Consider the following 24335-nt stretch of genomic DNA (forward strand, 5'->3'; position numbering starts at 1 on the left):
CAATACTCCTGTTTTTCAGGCTTTTTGCCCCAAAACCACCCGATCTTTGCCCGCCAGATCCTGCCGGACGGCCACATTCCGGTAACCTGCGGCCTCAAAAATACCGCGTACTGCCGCCGCCTGGGCCCAGCCGATCTCCACCGCCAGCCAGCCGCCGCGGCGCAGCGCACCGAAATAGGCGGGGGCAATGTGCTCGTAAAAGGCCAGCCCCTCATGAGGAGCTTCCAGTGCCATTTCCGGCTCAAAGCGCAGTTCCGGCTCCAGGGCCTTCATCTCGTCGCCGGTCACATAGGGAGGATTGGAAAGGATCAGATCCAGCGTTTCCGCTCCCAGCTGCTGCTGGTAGCAGAACACATCTCCTGCCACCGGCCGCACCGCCGGATGCTCCGGGCCAGAGCCGGGCAGAGCCCCGGCAGCGTTCCGGCTCAGATAGGCAAAGGCATCCGGGCTTTTTTCCAGGCAGGTGACCCGGGCGGCGGGAACCAGCCGTTTCAGCCCAAGGCCAACACAGCCGCTGCCGGCGCACAGATCCAGAACCTCCGGTTCCGCTTTGCCTGCCAGCAGCTCGGCGCCGGTCTCGCACAGAAGCTCGGTGTCCGCCCGGGGAATCAGCACCCCGGGACCCACCTCCAGCTCAAAGTCCAGGAAGGGCCACCGGCCCGCCAGATATTGCAGCGGATACCGCTGCGCCCGCTTTTCCACCAGCTGTTCCAGCCGATTTTTCTGCGCCTCGGTCAGCTCGCCGTCCATCCAGCGCCAGTTTCTGCCTGCCACCAGCTCCATCAGGCAGGCGGCATCGAAGGCGGCATCCTCCACACCGGCCTGTTCCAGCCGGGTCCGTGCCCATGCATGGGCAGCCCAGGGCGCGCCGCTTACCACAGCCCGTCCTCCGGGCGGCTGGGCAGCACCGGCTTCACCGCAGCAATGGCAACCTCAATCATGGAATCGTCCGGCTCAAAGGTGGTCAGCCGCTGAAGCCACAACCCCGGTGCGCTGATGATGCGGGTGGCCAGATTGTCGTACCGGCCGGCCAGCTTGATCAGCTCGTAGCTGATGCCCATGACCACCGGCAGCAAAAGCAGCTTGAGGAATACGCGCAGACCGGTGCTGCTCCAGGGCAGCACGCTGAACAGCAGAATGCTCACAATCAGCACCAGGATCATAAAGCTGGTACCGCAACGGGGATGGAAGCGGCAGTGACGGCGGATGTTTTCCACTGTCAGCTCCTCGCCCGCTTCATAGCAGGCAATGGTCTTGTGCTCTGCACCGTGGTACTCGAACACACGATGAATGTCCTTCATGCGGGTGCACAGGAACAGGTAGATCACAAACATGGCAATCTTGAGCACGCCCTCCAGCAGCACCTTGCCCCAGCCCAGATTTACAAAGTGGTTCACACCGCCCACAATGGCGGTGGGCAATACCATGAACAGCACGATGGCCAGCATACCGCCCATTACCGCGGCAAGCCCCATCAGAAAATTCTGGAACTTCGGGCCGGTATGCTCCTGCAGCCATTTGTCCAGCTTGCCGGGCTCCTCCTGCTCCTCCTCGGGCATACTCACCTCGGCGGAGTGCATCAGATACCGGTAACCCAGCACCAGATTCTCAATCATGGAAAAAGCACCCCGCACAAAGGGGATCTTCTGCCATTTGTGGTGTTTCACGTCCTCCATGGTCAGGTCGATCTCCCCGTCCGGCTTGCGCACGGCCACACAGATCTTTTTAGGGCCGCGCATCATGATGCCCTCCATCAGGGCCTGACCGCCCACGCTGGTTTTAAAACATTCCTTTGGTTTTTCCATTCTTTCTCCTTCGGGGCGGTCTGCCGCCCCCTGTTATGTTCATTGAATTTCCGGTCGGCCTCAGGCCGTTGCCGGAGCAGGCAGATCCTGGAACCAGCTCAGGGTTCCATCCACCTTCAGGCAATAAACGGTGTTGGCCCGCAGCGGATTGCCCGCTTCATCGGTCAGGCCAATGCTCTGGGCCACTTCCTCGCCGTCCGCAGCGCAGTAGACCATTCGCAGGCCGGTTTCCTCCCCGGCCCACTGCTCATACCGGCTGCGCATGGTTTCGCTGTCGCCGTATTCCACCGGGTTCAAAGCCAGCGTGCGCCCCGGCAGCAGATAATATTTGTACAGCCGGGAATAGTGGCCCCACTGGGGCTGCTGGGTAAGAATCAGGATGCCGGTCTCGTTCTGCCGCAGCAGGTCGAAAAACGCCTGCCGCACCGGTTCCAGTTCGTTTTCCTCCTTGGCCCACTGGGCTTCCTCCGCATCCAGCTGCCGGTGCTGCAAAAACAGCCCCGGCACAAGCTCGGTGGCCGCCACCCAGTTCACGCAAAACACCAGCGATGCCGCCGCCAGCGCGCCGGCTGCCAGCCTGCGCTTTGCGGTGTTCAGCATGGGACAAAAGACGCTCAGCGCCCCCAGCCCCCAGTAGATCATGGCGGTGGGCAGCGGCATGATGTAGCGGTGATAGGCCGCCAGCTGCTGGGCCTCGTCCGGGTCAAACAAATACAGATAGGAGTAGCACAGCATTACCGCATAGATCAGAAACACGGCGGTGAGCAGCAGAGCCGCCCGCCGCAGCACGGCGCGGCGCTCCGGGCACAAACGGCCCAGAAGCCACACCATGACCGCGAACACCAGCAGAAAGCCCAGGGCCGAAAGCCCCAGCCCCCGGTTCAGCGGGCTCAGGCAGAAACACTCCAGATAATGGCGGATCACCGGCCCCGCCTCGCCGCTGCCGGTGAAAAACTCCAGCAGATTGGCCGGGCTGTATGCTCCGCCGGCCACGTCCTGGCTGAAATAGGAACTGGTGCCCTTCAGCCGGCACAGCAGCTGCCAGCTGAGCCAGAAGGCAGGCGGTGCGGCCGCTGCTCCCAGTGCCAGCAGGCGGGCCCATCGGGACGCGCCCTTTGCAAACAGCGCACGCAGCGGCCTCCACCAGAGCACTGCCACCGCTGCCATTCCGGTGAAGGCATACAGCGGGCCGGTGCTCTTGGAGATAATCAGCAGGCTCAGCGCCCCGCTCACACTCACCAGATCGATGAGCGTGGGGTTCGGGCTGCGCCAGGCGGTGAGCAATGCCCACCCCAGCAGAAGGGCCATCACCGGCTCCACCACCAGGCTCATCTGATGATACTTGGTGAAATACGCCGGAAAGATCAAAAGAAATGCCGCCTGGCCCAGAACCAGAAGGATATTTTTCCAGCGGCTTTTTGTCCATTGAATGGCTTCAAACAGCGGCAGAGTCAGGCCGATGTACCACACAAGCTGCCCGGTAAACAGGCCGGGTGCATCCGGCACATCCCGCGCCCCCTGATACAACAGCACCGTGAGCATCTGGATGCCCGGCGGGTAGTCGCTGAAGGTGGAGGCGCTCTGCGCCGCATTCGGGAACTGGTCAATGCCGCACATCTGGCGGGTGAACAGTCCCCAGTGGGCGACGTCGTCAAAAATGGTCAGCTGCAGGTGCCCGGTGCACAGCAGCGCCGGAATCAGCGCCAGCAGAAAGGCCCAGAACACCGGCCCCAGCCCCCGCAGGGAAAAAGACCACCCCTGCTTCGTTTTCCGCAGCCACCAGAGAAGTGCCAGCGGAACCAGAACCATGGGCAGAGTCATGAACTCCTTTTCGCCCACGGCGGTGAACAGATAAATCAAAAGCGACCCCATGGTAAGCACCAGGGGCAGTGTATGGGCAAAGCTGCGCTTCAACAGCGATGCAAGAAGCACCGCCGTGAGCACCAGCATAAACAGATTTCCAACAATCGAAAGCATTCCGTTTCCTCTTCGGTTTTGTGGTTTGCCCGCTCACCGGGCCTGCTGCACCGCCCAGGCCGGCGGCTCGCCGCCGCCCCGGTAGATGGGCAGCCGAAGGGTCACGGTGGTGCCCTTGCCCAGCTCGGAGGAAATGTCCGCCGAGCCGTCCAGTGCGGTCATGATCTCATCCACCACCGCAAGGCCGATGCCGCTGCCGCGCACCGCGCCCTTTCCCTTGAAAAATTTCAGCTTCACGTTTTCCAGGTCGTCCGGCGCGATGCCACGGCCTTCATCCTGAATCAGCACATACACATTTTCGCCGTCCTGCAAAAGGTCCAGCGTAATGGCCCCGCCGGGTGAAGAATATTTCACCGCATTGTCCATCACGTTGATGAATACCTGCCGCAGCCGGCCCGCGTCCGCCCAGATGGGCAGGGGCAGCTCCGGCTCCTCATACACCAGATGCAGCCCCTCGGCACGGATGCGCGCTTCCATGAAGAGGGCCGCATCGGTAAGCTCCGCCACCAGATCCAACGGGCAGCAGTCCAGCTTCACACCGCTCTGCAGCCGGGAAAAGCTGAGCAGCTCCTCCACCATGTCATACAGCCGGTCGGTTTCCCGCCCGATGATGGACAGGCCCTTGCGGTAATTTTCGTCCTCCGGATCCCGGATATGAGCAATGGTCTCCACCCAACCCCGGATGCTGGTAAGCGGCGTGCGCAGCTCGTGGCTGACCGACGAGATGAATTCATTTTGCAGACGCTCGGTTTTGGACAGCTCCCCCGCCATCTGGTTGATGGTATTGCACAGCCGGCCAATCTCGTCACTGTCGCTGCCTTCGGGCAAACGGGCGCTCAGATCGCCCCGGGCGATGGCATTGGCGGTCTGGGCCACCTCATCCAGCGGGCGCACAATGGAGCGGATGAAAAACACGCCGCTCCATACGCTGAACAGCAGAATTGCCGCCCCGATGCCCAGCGCCAGCAGCACCCGCTCCACCATCATCTGATCCACCATGGTCAGACTGGTCACCATACGCAGCGCCGCCACATCCTCCGCCGGGTAGGGCACCATCACGGTAAGAGCCATTACCCGTTCGCCGGTCACACTGGTATACACACTTCGCCCGGTACTGTTGGGCGATTCCATCGCCAGGAAAAAATCCTCCGGAATTTCCTTGTAGCCGAGGGTTCCGCCTGAGGAGGTGGCAATCACCTGACCCTCGCTGTCCAGCAGCATGAACTCGAACTTGTCCTTTTCGTCGAACTGTTCCACCATACGCCGCAGCAAACGGCCCCGGTTCTGCGCCGTCTGCTCCGCCGTCTGACCGGTGGTGATCTTCAGCTGGCCGCCCATGCTGAAAATTCGGCTGAACATGGCCTGCTGCACCCCGTTGTAGCTGCTGGAAATGAGGGTGTAGATGTAGATGCTCACTGCTCCCGCCACCAGCAAAAAGGTGATCAGAAGGCTGCTGCGCAGCCAGCGTTTGGTGATGCTGTTCATGGCAGCCCCCTTCCCTTGTGCCTGCTTGTCAGCCATTCCAGCGGTAACCGTAGCCCCACACCGTGAGGATATGCTTGGGGCTGGAGGGCTCGTCCTCCACCTTCATACGAAGGCGGCGGATGTTCACATCCACGATCTTCACATCGCCATAATAATTTTCGCCCCAGACCCCTTCCAGAATCTTTTCCCGCACAAGGGCGGTGCCGGGGTTCTGGAAAAACAGCTCCATGATCTGGAACTCCACCTGAGTCAGGTCGATGGGCTTGCCCGCCTTATACAGCACCCGGCTCTTCTGGTCCAGAATGAACTGACCGCTTACCATGCGGGTCTCATCCGGCACAGGGCTTTCCGCCGTGCCCCGATTCACCCGGCGGCACAGCGCCTCGATGCGGGCCAGCAGTTCAGACACGCTGAAGGGCTTGGTCATATAATCGTCCGCACCGATGGAAAGGCCGCGGATCTTGTCCTGCTCCATGCTCTTGGCACTCAGAATAATAATGCCGATGTTCGGGTCGTCCCGGCGAATGGTCTCGCACAGGGAAAACCCGTTCATGCCGGGCAGCATCACGTCCAGCACGGCGGCATCGCATTTCTGGCCCTGGCTCAGCAGCGCAAGGCCCTGTTCGGCACTTCCTGCTTCCAGCACCTGGTAGCCGCCCATCTGAAGATTCAAGGCGATCAGCTCGCGAATGCTGGCCTCGTCTTCCACAACTAACACTCTACGCATGCAATCAAACCTCCTATAAAAACGGAGCGCAGTGCCTGCCGCTCACAAAACCCGGAAACAGTCGGTCAGTGCAGCCGGCTGCAGGTTTTCGCCGTTTTCTCCAATGTGTGAGGCCAGAATCCTGGCCTGAACCTTCTTGCCGCCCACATTTCCCAAACGGAAATAGGACCCACCCTCGGTGCTGGGGTCAACCACCCGCACCTCCAGGTATCCGGTGCCGTCCGTCAGGCTGCGAATGGCCCAACTGCCCTCCTGGGCGCCCTCGGTAACCAGCACATTGCCCTCCCAGTTGGGGGGCAGCTCCAGATAAAATCCGTTTTCCAGATCCGCAATGCCGAAGCTTTTTTCCGGTGCGGTACTGGTATAGTCCATCCACTGCAGAAAAGTCAGCCGCCCCACAGTGATCTGGCTGTTATCCTCGGCCAGCTCAACGGGAATTTCCACGGTTCCGTCGCCATCAATGTCCGTGCTGGTGAGCAGGCTGGAATACCGCGTGCTCTCGGTGTAGATATCCACCGGCAGCAATGGGATATATTCCTCCAGCTTCTGGGTTGCGGCATTGTAGCTGAGCAGGATACTGGCAAGAGCCGTGCCGGTGCCGTTGTAGCCATCCAGCACCAGATAATATCCGCCATCCGCTCCGCTGCTCAGGTGCAGCCCTTCGCAGCTGGAAAAACGGCCCGGCCCCAACCACAGCTCCTGCGCCATGGTAAGCTCACCCTGGATGGCAGTAAGCAGCTGAACCTTTACTCCTTCTCCGCTCTGCGGCCCGATCAGAATCAGATCCTTCAGCCCGCTGCCGGTGATGTCCTGCAATTCATACTGGGAATATGCCTGCTCCATCACCTGCGTAAGGGTGTGCTCCTGATAGGCATATACCGAAAGATATTTTTCCCCGCTGGTGCCCACATAGCCCACCAGCAGCTGCATTCCGCCGTCGCCGCTCATGGCCGCGGTGCTTATGCTGTCCACCTCGGCGGACAGGCCCTCCAGCTCCTGGGTCACTTCCCAGGAACCGCCGGTCTGCTCCAGAATCGCCAGGCAGACGTTCTGCATTCCGGAGCTTGTATACAGTGCCGCAGCATCCATGCTGCCGTCTCCGTTCCAGTCGCCAAACAGAAAGGGCGACAGAATATCGCCGGTCTGAGGATACTTCAGCTGCGGGGCTTCGCCCAGATATGCGGTGATGGCCTTCTGCACGCTGCTCTGCGGCCCCGCCAGCTGGGGCGCACGCAGCAGCTCTTCCACGCCGCTGCTCATGGAGCCGGTGCAGCCGCACAAAAGGCCTGCTGCCAGCACAAGAAGTGCCAGAACCATCCGTTTCACAGCCGTCGCCCCCCTTTCCGTTTGCGGCAGCTCGTGCCGCAAGCCAAAAAAGATAATCTGCTTTATTATATCACGTTAACAGGCTGATTCCAAGTAGCATCGTCAAAACCCCGGCCGCAAAGCCCGCTGCGGCCCGGGGCGCAGGCCCCAACCGGTAGGCCATGGGCAACAGCTCAAAGGCGGACGCCCAGCACATCACACCGGCCACGCCGGCCAGCAGCCCGTTCAAAAAGCCGGGCGTGAGGAAGGAGCCCAGCAGCCCGAAGGCCAGCACCGCGCCCAGCGGTTCGGCCAGCCCGCTGGCAAATGCCGCCCCCACCGCCTTTGACCGGCTGCGGGTGGCGTAGTACAGGGGTGCGGCCACCGCCATGCCCTCGGGCAGGTTGTGCAGCCCCACCGCCAGGCTCAGCCGCAGGCCCGCCGCCGGGTCTGCCACTCCTGCAAACAGGGTGAGCGCGCCTTCCGGCAGATTATGCGCCAGCAGCGCCAGACCGGTGACCAGTGCGCCCCGCATGGCGCTGGCCCGCCCGCCGTCGCTTTTGCCCGTTTTTGCCCGGGGCAGCAGCTGCTCCAGCAATGCTGCCACCCCCATTCCCAGCAACACCAGGCTGGTTACCGCCAGCCCTGCTCCCAACGACCCCATGGCCGGCCGGTAACCCTCCAGCGCATGAGGGAGCAGATCCAGCAGGCTCATCGCCAGCATCACCCCGGCCGCAAACCCGCCACAGAGGGCCATGGCCCGCCGCCCCGGGCGAAAAAGAGCCGCCACCAGCCCGCCGATGCCGGTGCTCAGCCCGGCCAATATCGTCAACGTGAGCGCATGCAGCATAAAACAACACCCCATATCCCTTTTTTACAAGGATATGGGGTGTTCAAAACGCCTATGCAGCGGTTCAGCCCCGGCTGCCCAGAAGCACCCGGATCTTTGCCTCCAGCGCCAGCGCAAAGCGGGCCTGACTGGCCGCGTCAAAGTGCATCCAGTCCGCCTCGCCCGGCTGCACATAGGGGTTGCAGTCCATGAATTCGCAGCCGGTCTCCCGGGCGGTCTGCTCCATCAGGCCGGGCAGCAGGCGGGATTTTTCCACGCAGCCCTCGCCCATTTCCTGACCCACCCGGGGCACCTGATGCACCCGGGGATCGATCATGATGGGCGCCACGATCAGCACCTTGGGCTCCCCTGCCCACACCGGCAGCTGCTTTGCCCTCGTCACCAGCCGGGCCAGCCCGTCGGCAATGTTCTGGGCGGTGGCAGAATAGCGCTGTTTGCAGTCGTTGGTGCCCAGCATTACCACCAGCAGATCCAGCGGGCTGTTCGCATACAGCGCCGGGGCCAGATGAGCAAAACCGCACAGCCCCTCGGTGAGGGGGTCCTCAAACACGGTGGTTCGGCCGCACACCCCTTCCTCGGCCACCAGCCAGCCTTCGCCCAGCTGCTCCTGCAGCAGGCGGGTCCAGCGTGCGTCGTCCGCATAGCGGCCGCCGGTGGCCGCGCAGTAGCCCCAGGTGTTGGAATCGCCGTAACATACAATATGTTTTCTGTTCATGGATGTTCAACCGCCTTTTTGCGTTGTTTTCTGCCCCTATTGTAGCAGAGTGGGAAAAGCAAAACAATGCCCGCGGGCAAATTTCACCTGCCATACACCCAGGTAAAATACCGGTACTCGGGCACGCTGTTCCAAAAATCCTCCTTTTTGATGAGGGCGTAATATTCCCGCGTCTCCTTCGACCGCTCCGGTTCGCCCGCCTGGCTCATCCCTATGCCGATGAATTCATTCCGCCGGCATACCACCACATAGCTGTCCTCCAGAGGAGCCTTGGCATATACCACAAATTCTCTGCCGTCACTTTCCCATTTTCCCCGCAACGTCATCACCTGTGTGCTGCCATCGTTCAGATCCAGTGAATAATACCGCAGGGGCCGTTCCACACTCATTAAAAAAGCATGGTCATCCCACACATACTGTACCCCCAATCCCTGATCCGGCTCCCCCGGGCGCCACAGGACCTGCCGCTCACCGCTGGCCAGATCCACCGCACAAAGCTCCCAGCTTTCATCGTCCTGCAAATACAGTATCCCATCCTGCACCAACAGGTTGGAATGGACCGGTTCCGGAAAATCGGCCAGTTCCCGCACCGTTCCGGTGGCAAGGTCCAGCTGCCAGTAGACGCACCGCTCCCCCTCAAAACTTTGGAACACCGGCTGGTCATCCATTTCGCCCGCAAACGTTCCCTGCGCAAGCGGCTCCGGATATTCCACCGGGCGCGCCTGGGTTTCGCCGTTCCCACAGCAGAGCACCTGCGGGCTGTCGATCCAGCCTTCCTGCCTGATGAAAAACCAGACCGCATCCTGCCATGCAAACACCACCAGCCGGCCAATGTTGTCCGACCAGCCGTTCAGTGAGGCGCTAACGGGCGAAATGCCCGTTTCGGCTTCGCTCTGCCAGAGCAGCACAGGCTCACTTCCATCCAGCCCGCTTCGCCATATCTGTGTGCGGTGTTCCGGCGCTTCCAAAATCGTTTCTGTGGAATAGTACAGGAACTTCCCATCGGTGACCGGATAACCGCTCAGCATTCTCTGCCCGTCCATCTGCAGCACAAGGTCGCGGGCAGTCATATCGGCAGAATCACAAATCACATTTGCCTTTGTGTAATAGCGCCGCCCGTCCCATGCGGTGAGCAGCCCTGTAACCGGCTGCTCCTGATTTTCCGGTGCCGCCGAAGCCGCCGGGGCCGTGCCCGCGGTCGGTTTCCCGCAGCCCGCCAGCAACACAAACGCCAGTGCCGCCGCCCAAAGCCGTTTTGCCGCCTTCATTCCGTCTCCCTCGCTTCCCGTTCAAACGTCTGATAATCGGGCTGGCCCGCCCAGTAGTCCTCCTTGGCAATGAGGGCCAGCTTCCGGCCAATATCCCGGGAATATACCGGTTCCCCATTCTCGTTCAGCCAGAGGTACTCCGCCATCTGTTCGCTCGGCACATCGATCAGGTAGTATTCCCCGATCTGCGCCCGGATGTGCAGCGGTATGCCGCTCTCATCCGCCAGCGCGCCCTCCACCCGCTGACCGGTGACGCAGTCCACATACCACAGACCCGACTCGTAGCCTTCTGTGCCCCGAACCCGCAGCTTTCCGTCCCAGATATCCTGCATGCGGATCAGCAGATAACCGTCATCCGAGCTGGCAAGCTGCCGGATCGCCCCGGTTTTCAGGTCCAGGCAATACACCCGCTCCTTGCCATCCGGATTGTCAGCAAACATGGTACCCATACAGACGAAATTCTCCCGGATCAGCAGCGGCGGCCCCAGAAACAGCTCGGCTGCCTCGGTGTTTTCGCCGCTCAAAAGAACGGTAAGCTCCCCGGTGTCCGCATCCAGCTGGAACAGGCCCGCCTCCGGTTCCCTGGAATCCTCCAGTACCGCCCGGCCCTGATACTCGCCCCAGAAGCGCACATGGCTCCCCAGCTGCTTCACCGGCTCACAAACTCCGGATTCCAGATCCCATCCATAGAGCCAGGTGGAATTCCCCTCTTCCCCGGTCCACCGGTGTACAAGAAAGCAGCGCCGTTCGCCGCTGCGCAGCAGGACGGGCCGTTTGCAGTCCTCGCCCGCACCGTCGGTATAAGCAATGCCGATCTGCTCGCGCTCGCCGCATTTGTAAAGAATCTGCACGTCTCCGCCTTCCAGCGGCATCCGGCCCAGCGCCTGCCCGGTCAGATCCCCTTCCCGGCTCATAAGAAAGTACAGAGCCTGCCCGTCCGAGACCGGGCCCTCGCCGGTCATCTGGTATCCTGCGGGCAATTCCGGTCTCCAGTCGCAGGCGGTCATGGTTTTCAGATCATAGCATGTGGTTTGGGTGTAATAGCTCTGGCCGTCGATGCTCCGCAGCACCTGGGTCTGCGACACTTCCGGTGTGGGGGCCGGCGTCGCCGGGATACTCACCATCTCGGCAGCAGGCTGCCCACAACCCGCCAGCAGCGCAACCGTCAGCACCAGTGCCAGAATTCCTTTTCTGCTTCTCACAAAACCTCGCCCTTTCCCTGTCATTCCTCCATCAGGCTTGCGCCGAACTGGGCCAACTCCTCCTGCTCCAGCGGGCAGACCCCCAGCGCCAGAACGCCGTCCACATAGTTTGCGTACAGATACAGCTTGGCCCCCGGCGAATACCGTGCCCGCAGCGTGGCGGTAATCCCTTCCGCCACATAAAACTGGGGCGCCACATCCACTGCCTGCCAGTCGTCAATTTCTTCCAGCCCGGTGGCCGCCAGATATTCATCCATCATGTGCTCCAGATCCTCCCAGGTATATTCCTGTTCGGTCATCATCCGCAGCCGGACCAGCCGATCCTGGGCGCTGAGCTCCCATTCCAGCTCCGCCCATTCCGCATCTTCCCACATGGTGTACACCCGCCAGGCAGAGAAGCCCACACTGTCGGATATGGTCTCCCACCGCTGGGCCTGGCTGATCTGCTGCTCCAGCTCCGCCTGATTTTCGCTGCTCCAGAAATCCAGCTGCTGCAAAAAGTCGTACAGCCGGTAGGGGGCTGCGGCTTCGATTTCGGCGGTGGTCGTTTGCAAAATCGCACCCGCGTAGTTTTTTACCCGCAGAAGCTGATCCCGGTCATAGAGCTGGCGTGCAAATTCATTGCTGCGGGCCTGGGCACTGCGTCCATCGTCCGCCAGCTGGCGGGTCATGACCTGGGTATACAGCTCCTGATCACTTTGCTCCATCAAAGGCAGCGGCGCAGCCAGCGCCAGTGCCAGAAAGGCAAACGCCGCAAGGAATGCCGCCGCCGTGAAAAGATTCTGTTTCATTCCTCTCCCTCCCGCAGGATCAGTTCCACCACGGTACCCTGCCCCAGCCTGCTTGTAAACCGCAGCTCGCTGCCGTGCAGCCGGGCAATGCGGGCGCAGAGAGCAAGGCCCATGCCGCTGCCGTTCTGAGCACGTGCGCGGGACTTGTCCACCATGTAAAAGGGCTCGGTGATGTGAGACAGATCCGCTTCCGGGATACCCCGACCCCGGTCCGCCACCCGCAGCGCCACACCCTCTTCGGTACGGCCCGCCGTGATGTGCACCCGGCCATCCTTCGGCTGGGCCCGGGCCGCATTGATCACCAGATTGCGCACCAGATCGGCCAGCAAATCCCGGTCGGCCATTACCGTGAGCGACGGGTCACACCGAATATCCAGCATGGGGGCGAGCTCCGGCAGGCTGGCCGCCGTATCCCGCAAAACCAGCACCAGGCGCACCGGCTCCAACGTGAGCTCCTCCTGCTCCACAAGGCCCATCAGCTGCATCAGCTTGCCGCTCAGGGTTTCCAGACGCAGGGCCTCCCGGTGGATGTACTGCACCGCCTGCCGCTGATCCTCCGGGTTCATCTCGCCGCTGCGCAGCAGGTCGGAATAGCCCAGAATGCTGGTCATGGGGGTTTTCAGCTCGTGGGTAAAGGCCGACACAAACTGCTTTTGCCGCAGAATGGTGTCCTCCATCTGATCCACCTTGTCCCGCACGGTGGCGGTCATGGCATCAAAGCTGCGGCTGAGCGCGCCCACCTCATCCCGGCTTTTGGTGGCGGTGGAAAGGGTATAATCCCCCGCCGCCACCGCCCGGCTGGCCTTTTCCAGCTTTTTCAGCGGGCGGATCATCCAGCTTACCGCCAGCGCCGCCGCCGTACCTGCCAGTGCCAGTGCGGCCAGCTCCAGCCGGAACAACTCCCGGAATTTTTCCTCCCGGGCCCGGAACAGATTTGTCACATCATAGGCGCTGACCAGCCAGTACTGCTTGCCCGCCGCCTGCACCGGGCTGGCCATCAGCATATAGCTGTTCTGGCCTGCCTTTCGCAGCAGCAGTGCCTCCTCGCCTGCCTCAATCGCCTGACAGGCAGCCTCCTGCCCCAGGGCGGCGGGCAGGCTGGAATACATCACTTGTTCGTCCTGATACACCGCGAAGCCACCCTGCTCCTGCCCCACATACAGCCCCAGGCTGCTGCCGTAATCCGCCACCTCCTGGCTGGTGATCTCCCCGCTGCCTGCTTTGGCCAGCAGACCGTTTTGCAACGAATAGGTATCCCTGCGGTGTGCAAGGGTGTTCTGGGTGCGGGCCTGCTCAAAATTCCGTTCAAAATCCGTTTTGGTCAGCCAGCCGCCGCCTGCCGCCAGCAGAACGCCCAGCAGCAGAAGGATGGTCAAAACCAGTTTCGGTGCAAGTTTCATGACGTTTCCTCCAGCCGATAGCCCACCCTTGGGATGGTTCGGATCATCTGCTGCCAGCCCAGCTTTTTGCGCAGCCGATGAATGTGGATATCCAGCGTGCGGGTGTCCAGCTCGGCGTCCCGCCCCCAGACCCGTTCATACAGGGTGTCCCGATAAAGGGCAATGTTCTTGTTGTGCAGCAGCACCAGCAGCAGATGGTACTCGGTGGGGGTGAGCGCCACCTCCTGCCCGGCTTTTTTCACCTGACGGGTTCCCACGTCCACCGTTACATCGCCGGCCTGCAGCAGTGCCTGCCCCCGGCCGGAAAGCCGCAGCACGTTCTCCACCCGGGCCAGCAGCTCCTCCGGCGCGAAGGGCTTCACGATGTAATCGCAGGCGCCCAGATGCAGCCCCTTCACCCGGTCGGCCACGGTGGTTTTTGCGCTGATGAAGATCACCGGGATGCCGGTGGGGCGGATGAAATCGATCAATTCATAGCCGTCCGCCCCGGGGAGCATGATGTCCAGCAGCACCAGATCATACTCGTTTTTCTCCAGCAGCTCGGCAGCCTTCAGGCCGTCGAAGGCCATCTGACAGGTGTAGCCCATCCGGGCCAGCGTCATGGCAATCAGCTGTGCGATGGCAACCTCGTCGTCCACGATCAAAATCGGCTTCATTTTTCATGCCCCCTGTTTTCTTTTCCATCCTGATGATAACAGCGCCATCTTTCCGAGTTGTTACAAGATTCTCCGCTCTTCTCCATGATATCAAACGGCACAAAGAAAAAACAGGCCCCGGACCCTTTCCTCGGGTCCGAGACCTGTTTTCTCAGTTTTGCCGCGCTGCGTGCCGGTGTTATTGTTCGTGGGACTTCCTGTCATTCAGGGCTTTCTGCACAGCGTCCAACTTTTGCAGCAACGCCAGCGTGCAGCCCACCACCAGGCCCGCCAGCAGCGCTAAACCGGTCATGATAGGGGCAAAATAGGAATTCACAAAGGCATCGCCCCCGATCAGACACAGCTGACCCAGCCCGCCCAGAAAATAGCTGTTGCCAAAGAAAAATACCACAAAGGTCAAAATCCCCGCCAATGCAGACTTCATATCCGTTCCGTCCTTTCCTCTTTTGTGGATTATTCTTTCCGGAATGCTTCAATCACACTGAGCGCGAATCCGGCCAGTGTCACAGCAATACAGACCCCCAGCGGAAGCTGCAGCTGCATCTCCAGCAGGTAGCCGTACCAGCCGGTAATTCCGTTGTAGCTCCATGGATTCATGGGGCTCAGTACCATGGTTCCAATCAGTAAAATCCCGCCCAAAAACCCCATACACATGAGGACCAACCCCAAAACCATTTTTCTGCTCATGCGTTCTCCTCCTTCTTGTTTGCCGTTTCCAAGCATTCCATCACTGCGTTTCTGTTTGCCTTGAGTATAGCATCTTATCCGGCTGGTTTTCAACCAAAAACGGGCCGCCGGTGGAAAACCCCGGCGGCCCGTTCAAAAATTGATGCAATTAGTATCCGCTGGACTCCAGGCCCTGCAGAATCTTCACCGCACGGCTGGTGCCCAGACGATCGGCACCCAGTTCCAGGAACTTTTCGATGTCCTCGATGGTGGAGATGCCACCCGCAGCCTTGATCTTGCAGCGGCCGCGGCAGCAGCGTGCAAACAGCTCGATGTCCGCAAAGGTTGCGCCGCCGGTGGAGAAACCGGTGCTGGTCTTAATGAAGTCCGCGCCGGCCTCGCACACGATGTCGCACATCTTTTCCTTTTCCGCATCAGTGAGCAGGCAAGTCTCGATGATGACCTTCAGCACCTTGTCGCCAATGGCCTTCTTGATGGCGGCGATCTCGTCACGCACAAAATCGTACTCGCCGTTCTTCAGGCGGCCGATGTTGATGACCATGTCCACTTCCTCGGCGCCGTTCTCGATGGCGGTTTTCGCCTCGAACACCTTGGTGGCAGTGTCGGTGGCGCCCAGAGGGAAGCCAACCACAGTGCACACGGGGATCGCGCCCTTCATGTATTCGCAGGCCTGCTTCACATAGCCGGGGTTGATGCAGATGGAAGCGGTGTGGTTTTCCATGGCCTCATCGCAGATCTTCTGAATGTCCGGCCAGGTGGCGTCAGCCTTCAGCAGGGTATGATCCACCTTTGCAAGGATTTCCTTTTTCTCCATTACTTGATCTGACCTCCCAACTTGCACTGCTTGCACTGGCGGGCCTTGAACATGCCCACCGCGCTGAACACAATCGCCGTTACAGACAGGATCAGGCCAACGATCCCGAGGATCAGGCCGGTCAAACGAAATGCTTTCATAAACTCACGATCTCCTTTCCCTGGGGTGCGGGGCAAAATGGCCTGCCGTTGCATCAAGGTCACATGCCCTGCTCTGGAATAGTTCCAGTATAGCATGTTTTTGCCCTGATTCCTAGTGATTTGCATGTAAATACGCATGGCAAACAAAAAAGCCGCCCGGCAATTGCCGGGCGGCTTGGAAGCCATGTTGATTATTCAGCGTCGCTGTTCTCGTCGTCCAGCAGAGCCTTCATGGACAGGCTGATGCGCTTCTTGTCGAAGTCGACATCCAGCAGCTTCACGTTGACCTCATCGCCAACCTTCAGCACGTCGCCAACCTTCTCCACACGCTCGTTGCTGATCTCGGAGATGTGAACCAGACCGTCCACACCGGGCAGGATGCGAACGAAAGCACCGAACTTGGTGATGCTCACAACGGGAGCGGTGAATACGCTGCCGATGGGATACTCGTTCTTCAGCTTCTCCCAGGGATTGTCCTCGGCCTTCTTGTAGCCCAGAGAAACCTTGTGGTTCTCGGGATCCAGAGCCTTCACATACACCTCGATGGTATCGCCCACGGAAACAACCTCGCTGGGGTGCTTGATGCGGTTCCAGCTCAGCTCGCTGATGTGGCACAGGCCATCCACGCCGCCGATGTCCACGAAGGCACCGTAAGCGGTCAGGCTCTTCACAACGCCGGTGTAGGTCTTGCCAACCTCAACGTCAGCCCAGAAGGCCTCGCGCTTGGCAGCGTTCTCCTCGGCGGTAACCTTGTTGATGGAACCAACGATCTTGCGGCCGGCGCACTCGGTGATGATCAGCTTCACGTTCTGCTTTACCAGAGCGTTGATGTCCTCATCACGGCGCATGGTGGCCTGGCTGCGGGGCACGAATACCTTCACGCCCTTCACCAGAACGATTACACCGCCCTTGTTGGTCTCGGTGACAACGCCTTCCATGACGGTGCCTTCCTCAGCGGCCCTGGCCACCTCTTCCAGACCCTTGCGGGCTTCCAGCTTCTTGCGGGACAGGTAGGCAACGCCTTCCTGATCGTTCACTTTTTCAACGACGAGGTCCAGCTTGTCCCCAACCTTGACCAGATCCTCCGCACGGGCTGCGGGGTCGTCGGTAAGCTCACTCAGTTTCACAAAACCGGTGTGTTTGGTGCCGATATCAACCTGCACCTCATTGGGCGTAATGCTGGTAACAGTGCCCTCCACTACCTTACCTGCGAAAACAGGCTTGAGATTGGCCTCGCTTTCTGCGAACATCTCGGCAAAGCTCATCTCTTCACGGATTTCTTCACTCATACTGTTAAGTACCTCCTCAATTATAGACGATGGCGTGGAAGCCCCGGCTGTGACGGCCACTGTGCCCACACCCTCAAACCATTCCGGCAAAAGCTCTTTTGCAGTTTCCACCGTAACGGCCTTTGTGTGTTTTTCAGCGACTTTTACAAGCTTCTGGGTATTGGAAGAATGATGACCTCCAATAACGACCATAAGGTCGCATTTTCGGCTGAGGTCTTCCGCCTCCTGTTGCCTCGTCCACGTCGCATTACATATTGTATCAAAAATCTCGGCGTTTGTATAGTCTTTTTTTATAAAGTTTGTACATTCTAACCATTTTGTTACCTGAAATGTGGTTTGTGCCACCACGATTATACCATTTTGCCCATTTTTCGGGCCCTGCCAGGCCTTTAATTCATCCAAATCGGCAAACACAAACACCTCGCCTCTGGTGTGGCCAACGATGCCCTGCACCTCCGGATGGGTCTTATCGCCCGCCACCAGCAGGGTTTTGCCCTCGTCGCTGGCGCGCTTTGCAATGCGATGAATCTTAGCCACAAAGGGACAGGTGGCGTCGTGAAGCACCAGGCCTCTTTCGGCAATGGCTTCGTACACATCCGCTCCCACGCCGTGGCTGCGGATGACCACCTCGTATCCGGTGGGCACATCGTCCAGCCCGCTGGCGGTAACCACACCTTTGGATTCCAGATCCGCCACGCACTGGGGGTTGTGGATCAGCGGGCCCAGGGTGGCCACCTTGTGGCCCTCTTCGGCCAGCTGATAGGTCAGCTTCACGGCCCGGTCCACGCCAAAGCAGAACCCGGCGGTCTTGGCTTTCAAAATCTTCATGGGTGCTTCTCCCTTTATTCTGCCCCGCGCATGCGGGGTTTATTCATACTTATTCTGCTGATACAGCTCTTCCCAGGCATCCGCCAGCATGGCCTTGCACTCCCGCAGCTTTGCGGCAGATTTATGTTCGCCCATATCCAGCACGGCGGCGGGAATGGGCTTGCCGAAGCACACCTTCACCCCGCTGAACAGCTTCATGCGGCCGTGGCGGTAGATGATGCGGCAGGGGATCATATCCACCCCGGCGGCGCTGGCCACCACGAAGGCACCGCTCTTGATCTTACCGGGTTCGCCGGTCTTGGAGCGGGTGCCCTCCGGGAAGATCAGAAGGCCCTGGCCCTTCTTCACCTTCTCCACGGCCACTTCAACCGCGCCGGTATCGCCCTTGCCCCGCTCCACGCCGAACACACCCACGTTGCGGAACATCCAGCTCAGCAGCGGATTCACCTCGAACAGTTCCTCCTTGGCCATAATCAGCATCCGTTTGCCCCAGAACCGGGCAATGACCACGAACACCGGGTCAATGGCGGAGATGTGATTGGGGGCCAGCACAAAGCCCCGACCATCCCGGGGGAGGTTCTCCTTGCCCACCACCCGGATGCGGAACACCAGATGCCAGATCAGCCAGGCACCGGTCACCATAATACCATAAAACATGCTTGTTTCCTTTCTCGATTGGCTTTTCCGGGGGGTTCAAACCCGGCTGAGGATCAGCGACTTCAATGCCTGAAAGCTCTCTTCCAGATCCATCTCGCTGGTATCCACCAGAACAGCGTCCTCCGCCTGCCGCAGCGGTGCGGTGGCCCGGTGGCTGTCCTGATAATCCCGGCGGCGGATGTCCTCCAGAACGGTTTCGAAATCAGTGTCCACACCTTTTTCCTGCAATTCCCTGAAGCGGCGGGTGGCCCGGGCCTCAGCGCTGGCCGTGAGGAAGATTTTCACACTGGCGTTCGGCAGGATCACGGTGCCGATGTCCCGCCCATCCATCAGGATATCGTGGGTGCGGGCCATGCCCCGCTGCAGCTCCAGCAGAAAGGCGCGCACCGGCGGATGAGCCGACACTGCACTGGTGGCCATGCCCACCTCTTCGGCCCGGATGGCCTCGCTCACGTCCTCACCGCACAAAAGCACACGCTGGGCGCCGTTCACATAGCGCAGCTCGATTTGGATCTGGGGCAGAAGGGCCGTAACCGCGGCCTCATCCTTCGGATCCACACCCTGGCGCAGGGCGAACAGACCGATGGAGCGATACATGGCGCCGGTGTCCACATACAGATAGCCCAGCTCCTTTGCCAGGCGCTTGGCAAGAGTCGATTTTCCCGCCCCGGAGGGGCCGTCGATGGCAACAGAGATCATGTTTTTTCTTACTTCCTTCTATTTATTCTATGCAAAGCGGCCCCGCCGCTTATGTTACAGATTTGTGGCAAACGCCTGAGCGGTGCACCAGGCAATCTGCAGGTTGTAGCCGCCGGTGTAGGCATCCACGTCCAGCACTTCGCCGGCAAAGTAAAGGCCCGGGCAGAGCTTGGACTCCATGGTTTTCGGGTCCACCTGCTTCACATCCACGCCGCCGGCGGTGATCACCGCGTGGGCAAGGTCGCCCCGCTTAGTAATGGGCACCTCCCAGTGCTTGACAAGCCGCACCAGCTCCCGCTTCTGCTCCTTGGTGATCTGGTTGGCCCGGGTGGCCGGATCCACCCCCCAGCGCTTAACCATCACCGGCTGCATGCTGGCGGGCAGCAGCTTCACCAGCGCGCCCTGTGCGCTCTTGTTGGCCAGCAGGGCAAAATCGTTGGTGACCCGCTTATACAGCTGCTCCTCATCCAGAGCGGGCTTCAGGTCGATGACCGCCTTCCAGCTGTGTTTCTGCATGTCCTTGATGTAGCTGGAAGCCATCAGGGTCAGCGGGCCGGAGATACCGAAATGGGTAAACAGCATCTCGCCCATTTCGGTAAACACGGCCTTTTTGTCCCGGTAAAGGGTCAGGGTCACGTTTTTCAGTGAAAGGCCCATCATGGCCCGGCAGTCCTCGTCCGGCGAGACCAGGCTGCACAGGCTGGGTACGGTGGGAACGATCTTGTGGCCCGCCTGCTTGGCCAGCTGGTAGCCGTCGCCGGTGGAACCGGTCACCGGGTAGCTCACACCGCCGGTGGCCACCAGCACCGCATCCGCGGTCAGCGTGCGGCCGCTTTTGGTCACAACGCCCGCGGCCCGGCCTTCCTCAATCAAAAGCTTTTCCGCCCCGTCGTACAGGATCTGTGCCCCGTCCGCGTAGCGCAACAGGGCCTGGCGGATATCCTCCGCCTTATCGCTCACCGGGAACACCCGGCGGCCCCGCTCGGTTTTTAAGGGAACGCCCAGCTCCTCGAACAGCTCCATGGTCTTTGCTGGCGGAAAGGCGTAGAGCGACGAATACAGAAAACGCGGATTGGTGCGCACGTTCTGCAAAAAGGTATTTTCGTCGCAGTTGTTGGTCACATTGCACCGGCCCTTGCCGGTGATAAGCAGCTTCTGGCCGGGCTTTTCTGTGTGCTCCAGCACGGTGACCGAATGGCCCAGCCGCACGGCCGCGCCCGCAGCCATCAGCCCGGCCGCACCCGCGCCCACAATCAGGATGTTTGCCACTGATTTTTCCTCCAAAGGGTCAGGATACCGGCCCCGCTGTAAAGGAGCAACAGCGGATGCACGGTGGAAAGGTACATGGTGGAGGTGCCGATGTTAAAGGAGGCCACCTCCACAAACGCGATCATAAAGCAGCGCAGCAGCGCCATGGCCACAAGGCCCAGCAGCAGCACCCACAACAGGGCCTGCCCGGGCTGGATGGCCTTTTGCTTTCTCAGCTGCAGCAGCCTGAATCCCTGCCGGATCTGCAGCACCACCGCAGCCGCAAACAACACCGGCAGCCCCATCGCATACACAAGACAGATGGCTTCCATACCGGCAAACACCAGCTTCTGCAGCGGGCTGTAATAGGGCAGATCGCTGCCCGCCTGGGCCGCGCTGTTCACCTGCTGGCCCAGATACGCCTCATAAACCGCCTCGTCCTCCGGCAGGATCAGGCTGCGCTGGTCGGCATAGTAAGGTGCGCAGTCCCGGAAGGTGAGGGTATGCAGCAGGCTGCGCACTCCCTCCGCCAGCACGTCCGGCACATATTCCATCCGGATGGGCGGGGTGGTGCTGCTGCGCTTTGGCCCATTGGACTCCAGCTGACCGGAATCACACAGAGCATTGATGGCGTCCGCCACCTGCTGCCAGTATTCCTCCGCCTTCTGCGAGCTGTCGTACACGCCCTCGTTCCAGGCAGCCTTGCGCAGCGCCCAGTAGAAGCTGCCGGACTGGTAATCGTCCAGCTCCGGGTTGCGGAAGCTGTTCTGCAGGTTCTCGTCCTCCTCCAGCCAGTATTCCAGCGGCTTGAGTTCGGGCACCGCATCGTACAGCTTCATGCGCACGTCGGTGGGTACGCTGCACAGGGGCTTCCATTCCTCGGCCTTCACCCGGCTCATGGCCCCCACCGCTGCGGCAAAGCTGCCGGAGGAGAAATCGCTCACCGCAAACAGACCGTAGCAGGCGTAGTTTACCGCACTGTAAACAAGGATTGCCGCTGCCAGCAGACCATAAGGCACCGCCAGCAGAGCGCAGCGGCCCAGCTTTTTTACAAGAGAGCCCTTATCCCGCAGAGCGGTGAGGATCAGAATCAGGGTGCCCGCCGCCGCGAAGGGCAGCAGCCACACGCCGTCCTCCCGGGTGAGCCAGGCGAGGCCCAGCCCCACGCCGGACAGCACCAGCCAGCCGATGCCCTGTTTCACCGGCCGGCGGCAGCGCAGCGCATAGCCGCACAGCCCGGCAAAGAACAGCATGCACAGGCCGGGGAAGATATTATCCCGGTAGACGCGCAGAGTGAAGGATGCGGTAGCCGCCGGGCTGAAGGCCAGCAGCGCGAACAGGGCAAACCTGCTCTTCCACCGGCGCATCACCGGCGCAAAGGCAAAGGCGCAGGCCAGCGCCGCCCCACAGGTGAGCAGCTGGCCCGCCGCCAGATACGGCAGGTGCAGCAGGTTGCACACAGCCAGCCACACCGCAAAGAACATGTGCTTGGAAAGGGTGAGCCAGTCGTAGGCGCCCAGCCACTGGCCGTCGGTGATGCTCTGAGCCGCCCGGAACATGAGTTCATCGTCCAGCGGGGCGCCGCCCACCCAGACATAGGCCATCTGGAAGCGGGTCATCAGAAGCTTGACGAGCACCACCAGCGCCACCAGCACCCAGAAGGCCCGGCGGCTCATATCCTGTTGCAGCGCACTGCGCAGCCGTTTGTTCATGGCGTTTCTCCCTTTGTAGATGTAGACATATCGGTTATTTCTGGATCTTTTCGATGCCCTCGATCAGGTAGGCCTGTTTGCGGAAGGAAAGATCCACCAGCAGGCTCAGGTACTTCACCGCAATGGTCAGGATCACGAACATGCCGGCCAGACCGCCGCTGAGCACCAGCATGGTGGTGGTCCAGCCGGTAACCGGCTCGCCCACCAGCCATACCACCACAGTGTAGACCAGCGCAATCAGGGTAAGCACCGCCATCATGCAGGAAATGCCGAAGCTGATCTTGTAGCCGGCATTGGTGTAAAGAGCCAGGCTGTCGATGGCCTTGTCCAGCCGGGCTTCCCGCTGGCCGCGGATGCTTCCCTCGAAATGCAGCGTTTTGCAGGCAAGGCCGCTAGCCGCATAGGCCGCCTTGCGGTAGGGCAGGTTCTCGCTGATGGCCTTCACCCGGTTGATGGCCCGGCGGCTCACCAGCCGGAAGGCATCGCTTTCCAGTTTGTAAACGCTGTTGCTGAAGGCATTGAACAGGGTGTAAAAGGCCCGGCTGGCCGCCTTCTGGCTGCTGGGGCTGACGGTCACCACATCAAAGCCGGTGAGTGCCGTCTCGTATGCCTGCCAGACCAGCTCGGCGGGATAGGGGGTGTCCAGACTGTCGAACTCGAACACGAAGTCGCCGATGGCTGCGTCCAGACCGGCGTTCATGGCCTGCTCCACCCCCTGATGCAGGCTCATGTTCAGAATGGTCAGGGGCTTTTCCATTTTTGCGGCGGCAAAGGCCTTCAGGCGGGCCACGGTGTCGTCGGTACAGCCGTCGTTCACCGCCACGATCTCGTAGTAGGTGAAATGTTCCTCCAGCTGAGCCAGCAGCCGGTCAAAGAACGGCTCCACCTGCCCGGCACAGTCGTGCAGATAGACCACCGCCGAGACAAAATTCTTTTCCTTATTCGTGATCTGCGCCATATTGCAGCACCTCATCCAAATCGTAAACGGTATTGATCTTGCCGGACAGCACGCTCACAAAGGCCGGATCCGACGTATACTGCCGGATTACCGTGGGGCGGGAGTCGTCGATCTCGCTGGCCTTCAGAATGGGCTTCATGCTGAACAGGCTCCCGGCATACTGGAAGCCGTATTCCGGCTTCAGATATTTGCGGGCCAGCTGGCTCATCATGGGCCAGGCACTGGCGGGCTTTGCCGGGCACTCGTTGCAGTTGTAAAGGTCGCCCGGGCGGCATTTTCCCCCGCTGCGGCTCTGGCACTCGAAGGTGGCCACACTGTCGTAGCTGGTCACATGGGGGGTAAAGGTCACGCTGGTCAGGCTGTGGTAGCCGGTCTGACCGAAGGGCATAATGGAGAAAAACGGCCCGTCCATCACGGTGATGCCGGTGTTTTTCAGCCTGTCGTCCACGGTGCAGAGAATGATCTCGCACAGCTCATACTTGATTTTAAAGGGCTCGAAGCCCAGCATGGCGTGCAGCTCATTCACCCCGGCATAGGTGGCGTTCAAAAGGAAAGGCGCTTCGGCGGCGATGTCCCCCGCCTTCACCCGCCAGGCACTGCCCACCCGCTCCACCGCTTCCGGCTTGTGGCCGTAGGCAATGGTCACGTTCGGCAGCTTGGCCAGCTCCTTCAGAAAATACTCCTTGAGCACCTGAGCGTCGTAGGTGTATTCGGTGGTCAGAAACGCGCCGTCGCACTGGCCCGGGTTGAAATATTTGGTGGGGGCCACATCGTCGCAGCGGATGTTCGCCGCAGCGCAGAAATCCCGGAACTCCCGGGCATTGGTCCAGGAAAAATGGGCGCTGGTGGCATAGACCTGATCGAATTCCTTTAAAAGGCAGAAGTCATAATCCCGGCAGAAGCGCTCAAAATAATGGGCGCTCTTGATGGCCGTGGAATAGCTGCGGGGGTAGTGGTAACCCATGTGCACCCGGGCCTGGTTGATGTAGGTGGCCCGCATAAAGGGGCCGGCATCCTTTTCCAGCACCAGCACCCGCTGGCCCGCAGCGCCGCATTTCTGCGCCGCGTACAGGCCATAAAGGCCCGCGCCCACAATGATCTTATCGTAAACCTGCATGTCGC

The 24335-nt window shown here is 60.5% G+C and carries 24 protein-coding genes; all 24 read right to left on the reverse strand.

Features of this window, described 5'->3' with window-relative positions:
- Positions 1-15 precede the first annotated feature (15 nt).
- The 24 genes from prmC to EDD77_RS06745 all read right to left on the reverse strand — a co-directional run bounded on the left by prmC (position 16) and on the right by EDD77_RS06745 (position 24330).
- Positions 16-879: a peptide chain release factor N(5)-glutamine methyltransferase gene (prmC, locus tag EDD77_RS06635; protein ID WP_058963589.1), complete on the reverse strand. Its 864-nt coding sequence runs from the start codon at positions 877-879 to the stop codon at positions 16-18.
- Positions 873-1805, reverse strand: coding sequence for a DUF1385 domain-containing protein (locus EDD77_RS06640; protein WP_058963590.1), 933 nt, complete (start codon positions 1803-1805; stop codon positions 873-875). Before EDD77_RS06640 ends, prmC begins: the two co-directional genes overlap by 7 nt.
- 60 nt (positions 1806-1865) lie before the next feature.
- The gene (locus tag EDD77_RS06645; RefSeq protein WP_058963591.1) at positions 1866-3782 is read right to left on the reverse strand and encodes a hypothetical protein; all 1917 of its coding nucleotides are present in this window, start codon (positions 3780-3782) and stop codon (positions 1866-1868) included.
- 33 nt (positions 3783-3815) lie between these two features.
- The gene (locus EDD77_RS06650) at positions 3816-5267 is read right to left on the reverse strand and encodes a sensor histidine kinase (protein WP_058963592.1); all 1452 of its coding nucleotides are present in this window, start codon (positions 5265-5267) and stop codon (positions 3816-3818) included.
- A 28-nt stretch (positions 5268-5295) separates the two neighbouring features.
- Complete coding sequence (locus tag EDD77_RS06655) at positions 5296-5994, reverse strand: response regulator transcription factor (protein WP_058963593.1); 699 nt, start codon at positions 5992-5994, stop codon at positions 5296-5298.
- A gap of 42 nt (positions 5995-6036) precedes the next feature.
- On the reverse strand, positions 6037-7320 hold the full coding sequence (locus EDD77_RS06660; RefSeq protein WP_058963594.1) for a hypothetical protein: 1284 nt from the start codon (positions 7318-7320) through the stop codon (positions 6037-6039).
- Positions 7321-7390: 70 nt separating this feature from the next.
- The gene (locus EDD77_RS06665; protein WP_058963595.1) at positions 7391-8149 is read right to left on the reverse strand and encodes a ZIP family metal transporter; all 759 of its coding nucleotides are present in this window, start codon (positions 8147-8149) and stop codon (positions 7391-7393) included.
- 64 nt (positions 8150-8213) lie between these two features.
- Positions 8214-8864 carry a GDSL-type esterase/lipase family protein gene (locus EDD77_RS06670; protein ID WP_058963596.1) on the reverse strand — a complete coding sequence of 217 codons (651 nt, stop codon included), beginning with the start codon at positions 8862-8864 and terminating at the stop codon, positions 8214-8216.
- A gap of 83 nt (positions 8865-8947) precedes the next feature.
- Positions 8948-10132: a hypothetical protein gene (locus EDD77_RS06675; protein WP_058963597.1), complete on the reverse strand. Its 1185-nt coding sequence runs from the start codon at positions 10130-10132 to the stop codon at positions 8948-8950.
- Positions 10129-11334, reverse strand: coding sequence for a hypothetical protein (locus tag EDD77_RS06680; RefSeq protein ID WP_132587349.1), 1206 nt, complete (start codon positions 11332-11334; stop codon positions 10129-10131). The genes EDD77_RS06675 and EDD77_RS06680 overlap by 4 nt, the downstream gene beginning before the upstream one ends.
- Positions 11335-11354: 20 nt before the next feature.
- Entirely contained in the window at positions 11355-12125 is a 771-nt protein-coding gene (locus EDD77_RS06685) for a hypothetical protein (protein ID WP_058963599.1), read from the reverse strand.
- Entirely contained in the window at positions 12122-13525 is a 1404-nt protein-coding gene (locus EDD77_RS06690) for a sensor histidine kinase (RefSeq protein ID WP_058963600.1), read from the reverse strand. The genes EDD77_RS06685 and EDD77_RS06690 overlap by 4 nt, the downstream gene beginning before the upstream one ends.
- Entirely contained in the window at positions 13522-14181 is a 660-nt protein-coding gene (locus EDD77_RS06695; RefSeq protein ID WP_058963601.1) for a response regulator transcription factor, read from the reverse strand. Before EDD77_RS06695 ends, EDD77_RS06690 begins: the two co-directional genes overlap by 4 nt.
- A gap of 178 nt (positions 14182-14359) precedes the next feature.
- The gene (locus tag EDD77_RS06700) at positions 14360-14605 is read right to left on the reverse strand and encodes a hypothetical protein (RefSeq protein ID WP_058963602.1); all 246 of its coding nucleotides are present in this window, start codon (positions 14603-14605) and stop codon (positions 14360-14362) included.
- 29 nt (positions 14606-14634) lie between these two features.
- A complete protein-coding gene (locus EDD77_RS06705; protein ID WP_058963603.1) occupies positions 14635-14868 on the reverse strand; it encodes a hypothetical protein in 234 nt (77 codons plus the stop codon).
- A 148-nt stretch (positions 14869-15016) separates the two neighbouring features.
- Positions 15017-15682 carry a deoxyribose-phosphate aldolase gene (deoC, locus tag EDD77_RS06710; RefSeq protein ID WP_058963604.1) on the reverse strand — a complete coding sequence of 222 codons (666 nt, stop codon included), beginning with the start codon at positions 15680-15682 and terminating at the stop codon, positions 15017-15019.
- Positions 15682-15822, reverse strand: a complete 141-nt coding sequence (locus tag EDD77_RS18015) for a hypothetical protein (RefSeq protein ID WP_156417371.1) — start codon at positions 15820-15822, stop codon at positions 15682-15684. The genes deoC and EDD77_RS18015 overlap by 1 nt, the downstream gene beginning before the upstream one ends.
- A gap of 191 nt (positions 15823-16013) precedes the next feature.
- Complete coding sequence (locus EDD77_RS06715) at positions 16014-17939, reverse strand: bifunctional 4-hydroxy-3-methylbut-2-enyl diphosphate reductase/30S ribosomal protein S1 (protein ID WP_058963605.1); 1926 nt, start codon at positions 17937-17939, stop codon at positions 16014-16016.
- Between the two features lie 39 nt (positions 17940-17978).
- A complete protein-coding gene (locus EDD77_RS06720) occupies positions 17979-18596 on the reverse strand; it encodes a lysophospholipid acyltransferase family protein (RefSeq protein ID WP_058963606.1) in 618 nt (205 codons plus the stop codon).
- A gap of 36 nt (positions 18597-18632) precedes the next feature.
- Positions 18633-19295, reverse strand: a complete 663-nt coding sequence (gene cmk / locus EDD77_RS06725; protein ID WP_058963607.1) for a (d)CMP kinase — start codon at positions 19293-19295, stop codon at positions 18633-18635.
- 54 nt (positions 19296-19349) lie between these two features.
- A complete protein-coding gene (locus EDD77_RS06730) occupies positions 19350-20564 on the reverse strand; it encodes a BaiN/RdsA family NAD(P)/FAD-dependent oxidoreductase (RefSeq protein WP_058963608.1) in 1215 nt (404 codons plus the stop codon).
- Complete coding sequence (locus tag EDD77_RS06735; protein ID WP_058963609.1) at positions 20549-22255, reverse strand: hypothetical protein; 1707 nt, start codon at positions 22253-22255, stop codon at positions 20549-20551. Before EDD77_RS06735 ends, EDD77_RS06730 begins: the two co-directional genes overlap by 16 nt.
- 34 nt (positions 22256-22289) lie before the next feature.
- Positions 22290-23213, reverse strand: coding sequence for a glycosyltransferase (locus EDD77_RS06740; protein ID WP_058963610.1), 924 nt, complete (start codon positions 23211-23213; stop codon positions 22290-22292).
- Complete coding sequence (locus EDD77_RS06745; RefSeq protein ID WP_058963611.1) at positions 23194-24330, reverse strand: FAD-dependent oxidoreductase; 1137 nt, start codon at positions 24328-24330, stop codon at positions 23194-23196. Before EDD77_RS06745 ends, EDD77_RS06740 begins: the two co-directional genes overlap by 20 nt.
- Between the last annotated feature and the right edge of the window lie 5 nt (positions 24331-24335).

The sequence above is a fragment of the Allofournierella massiliensis genome, assembly GCF_004345265.1.
Taxonomy (GTDB): domain Bacteria; phylum Bacillota; class Clostridia; order Oscillospirales; family Ruminococcaceae; genus Allofournierella; species Allofournierella massiliensis.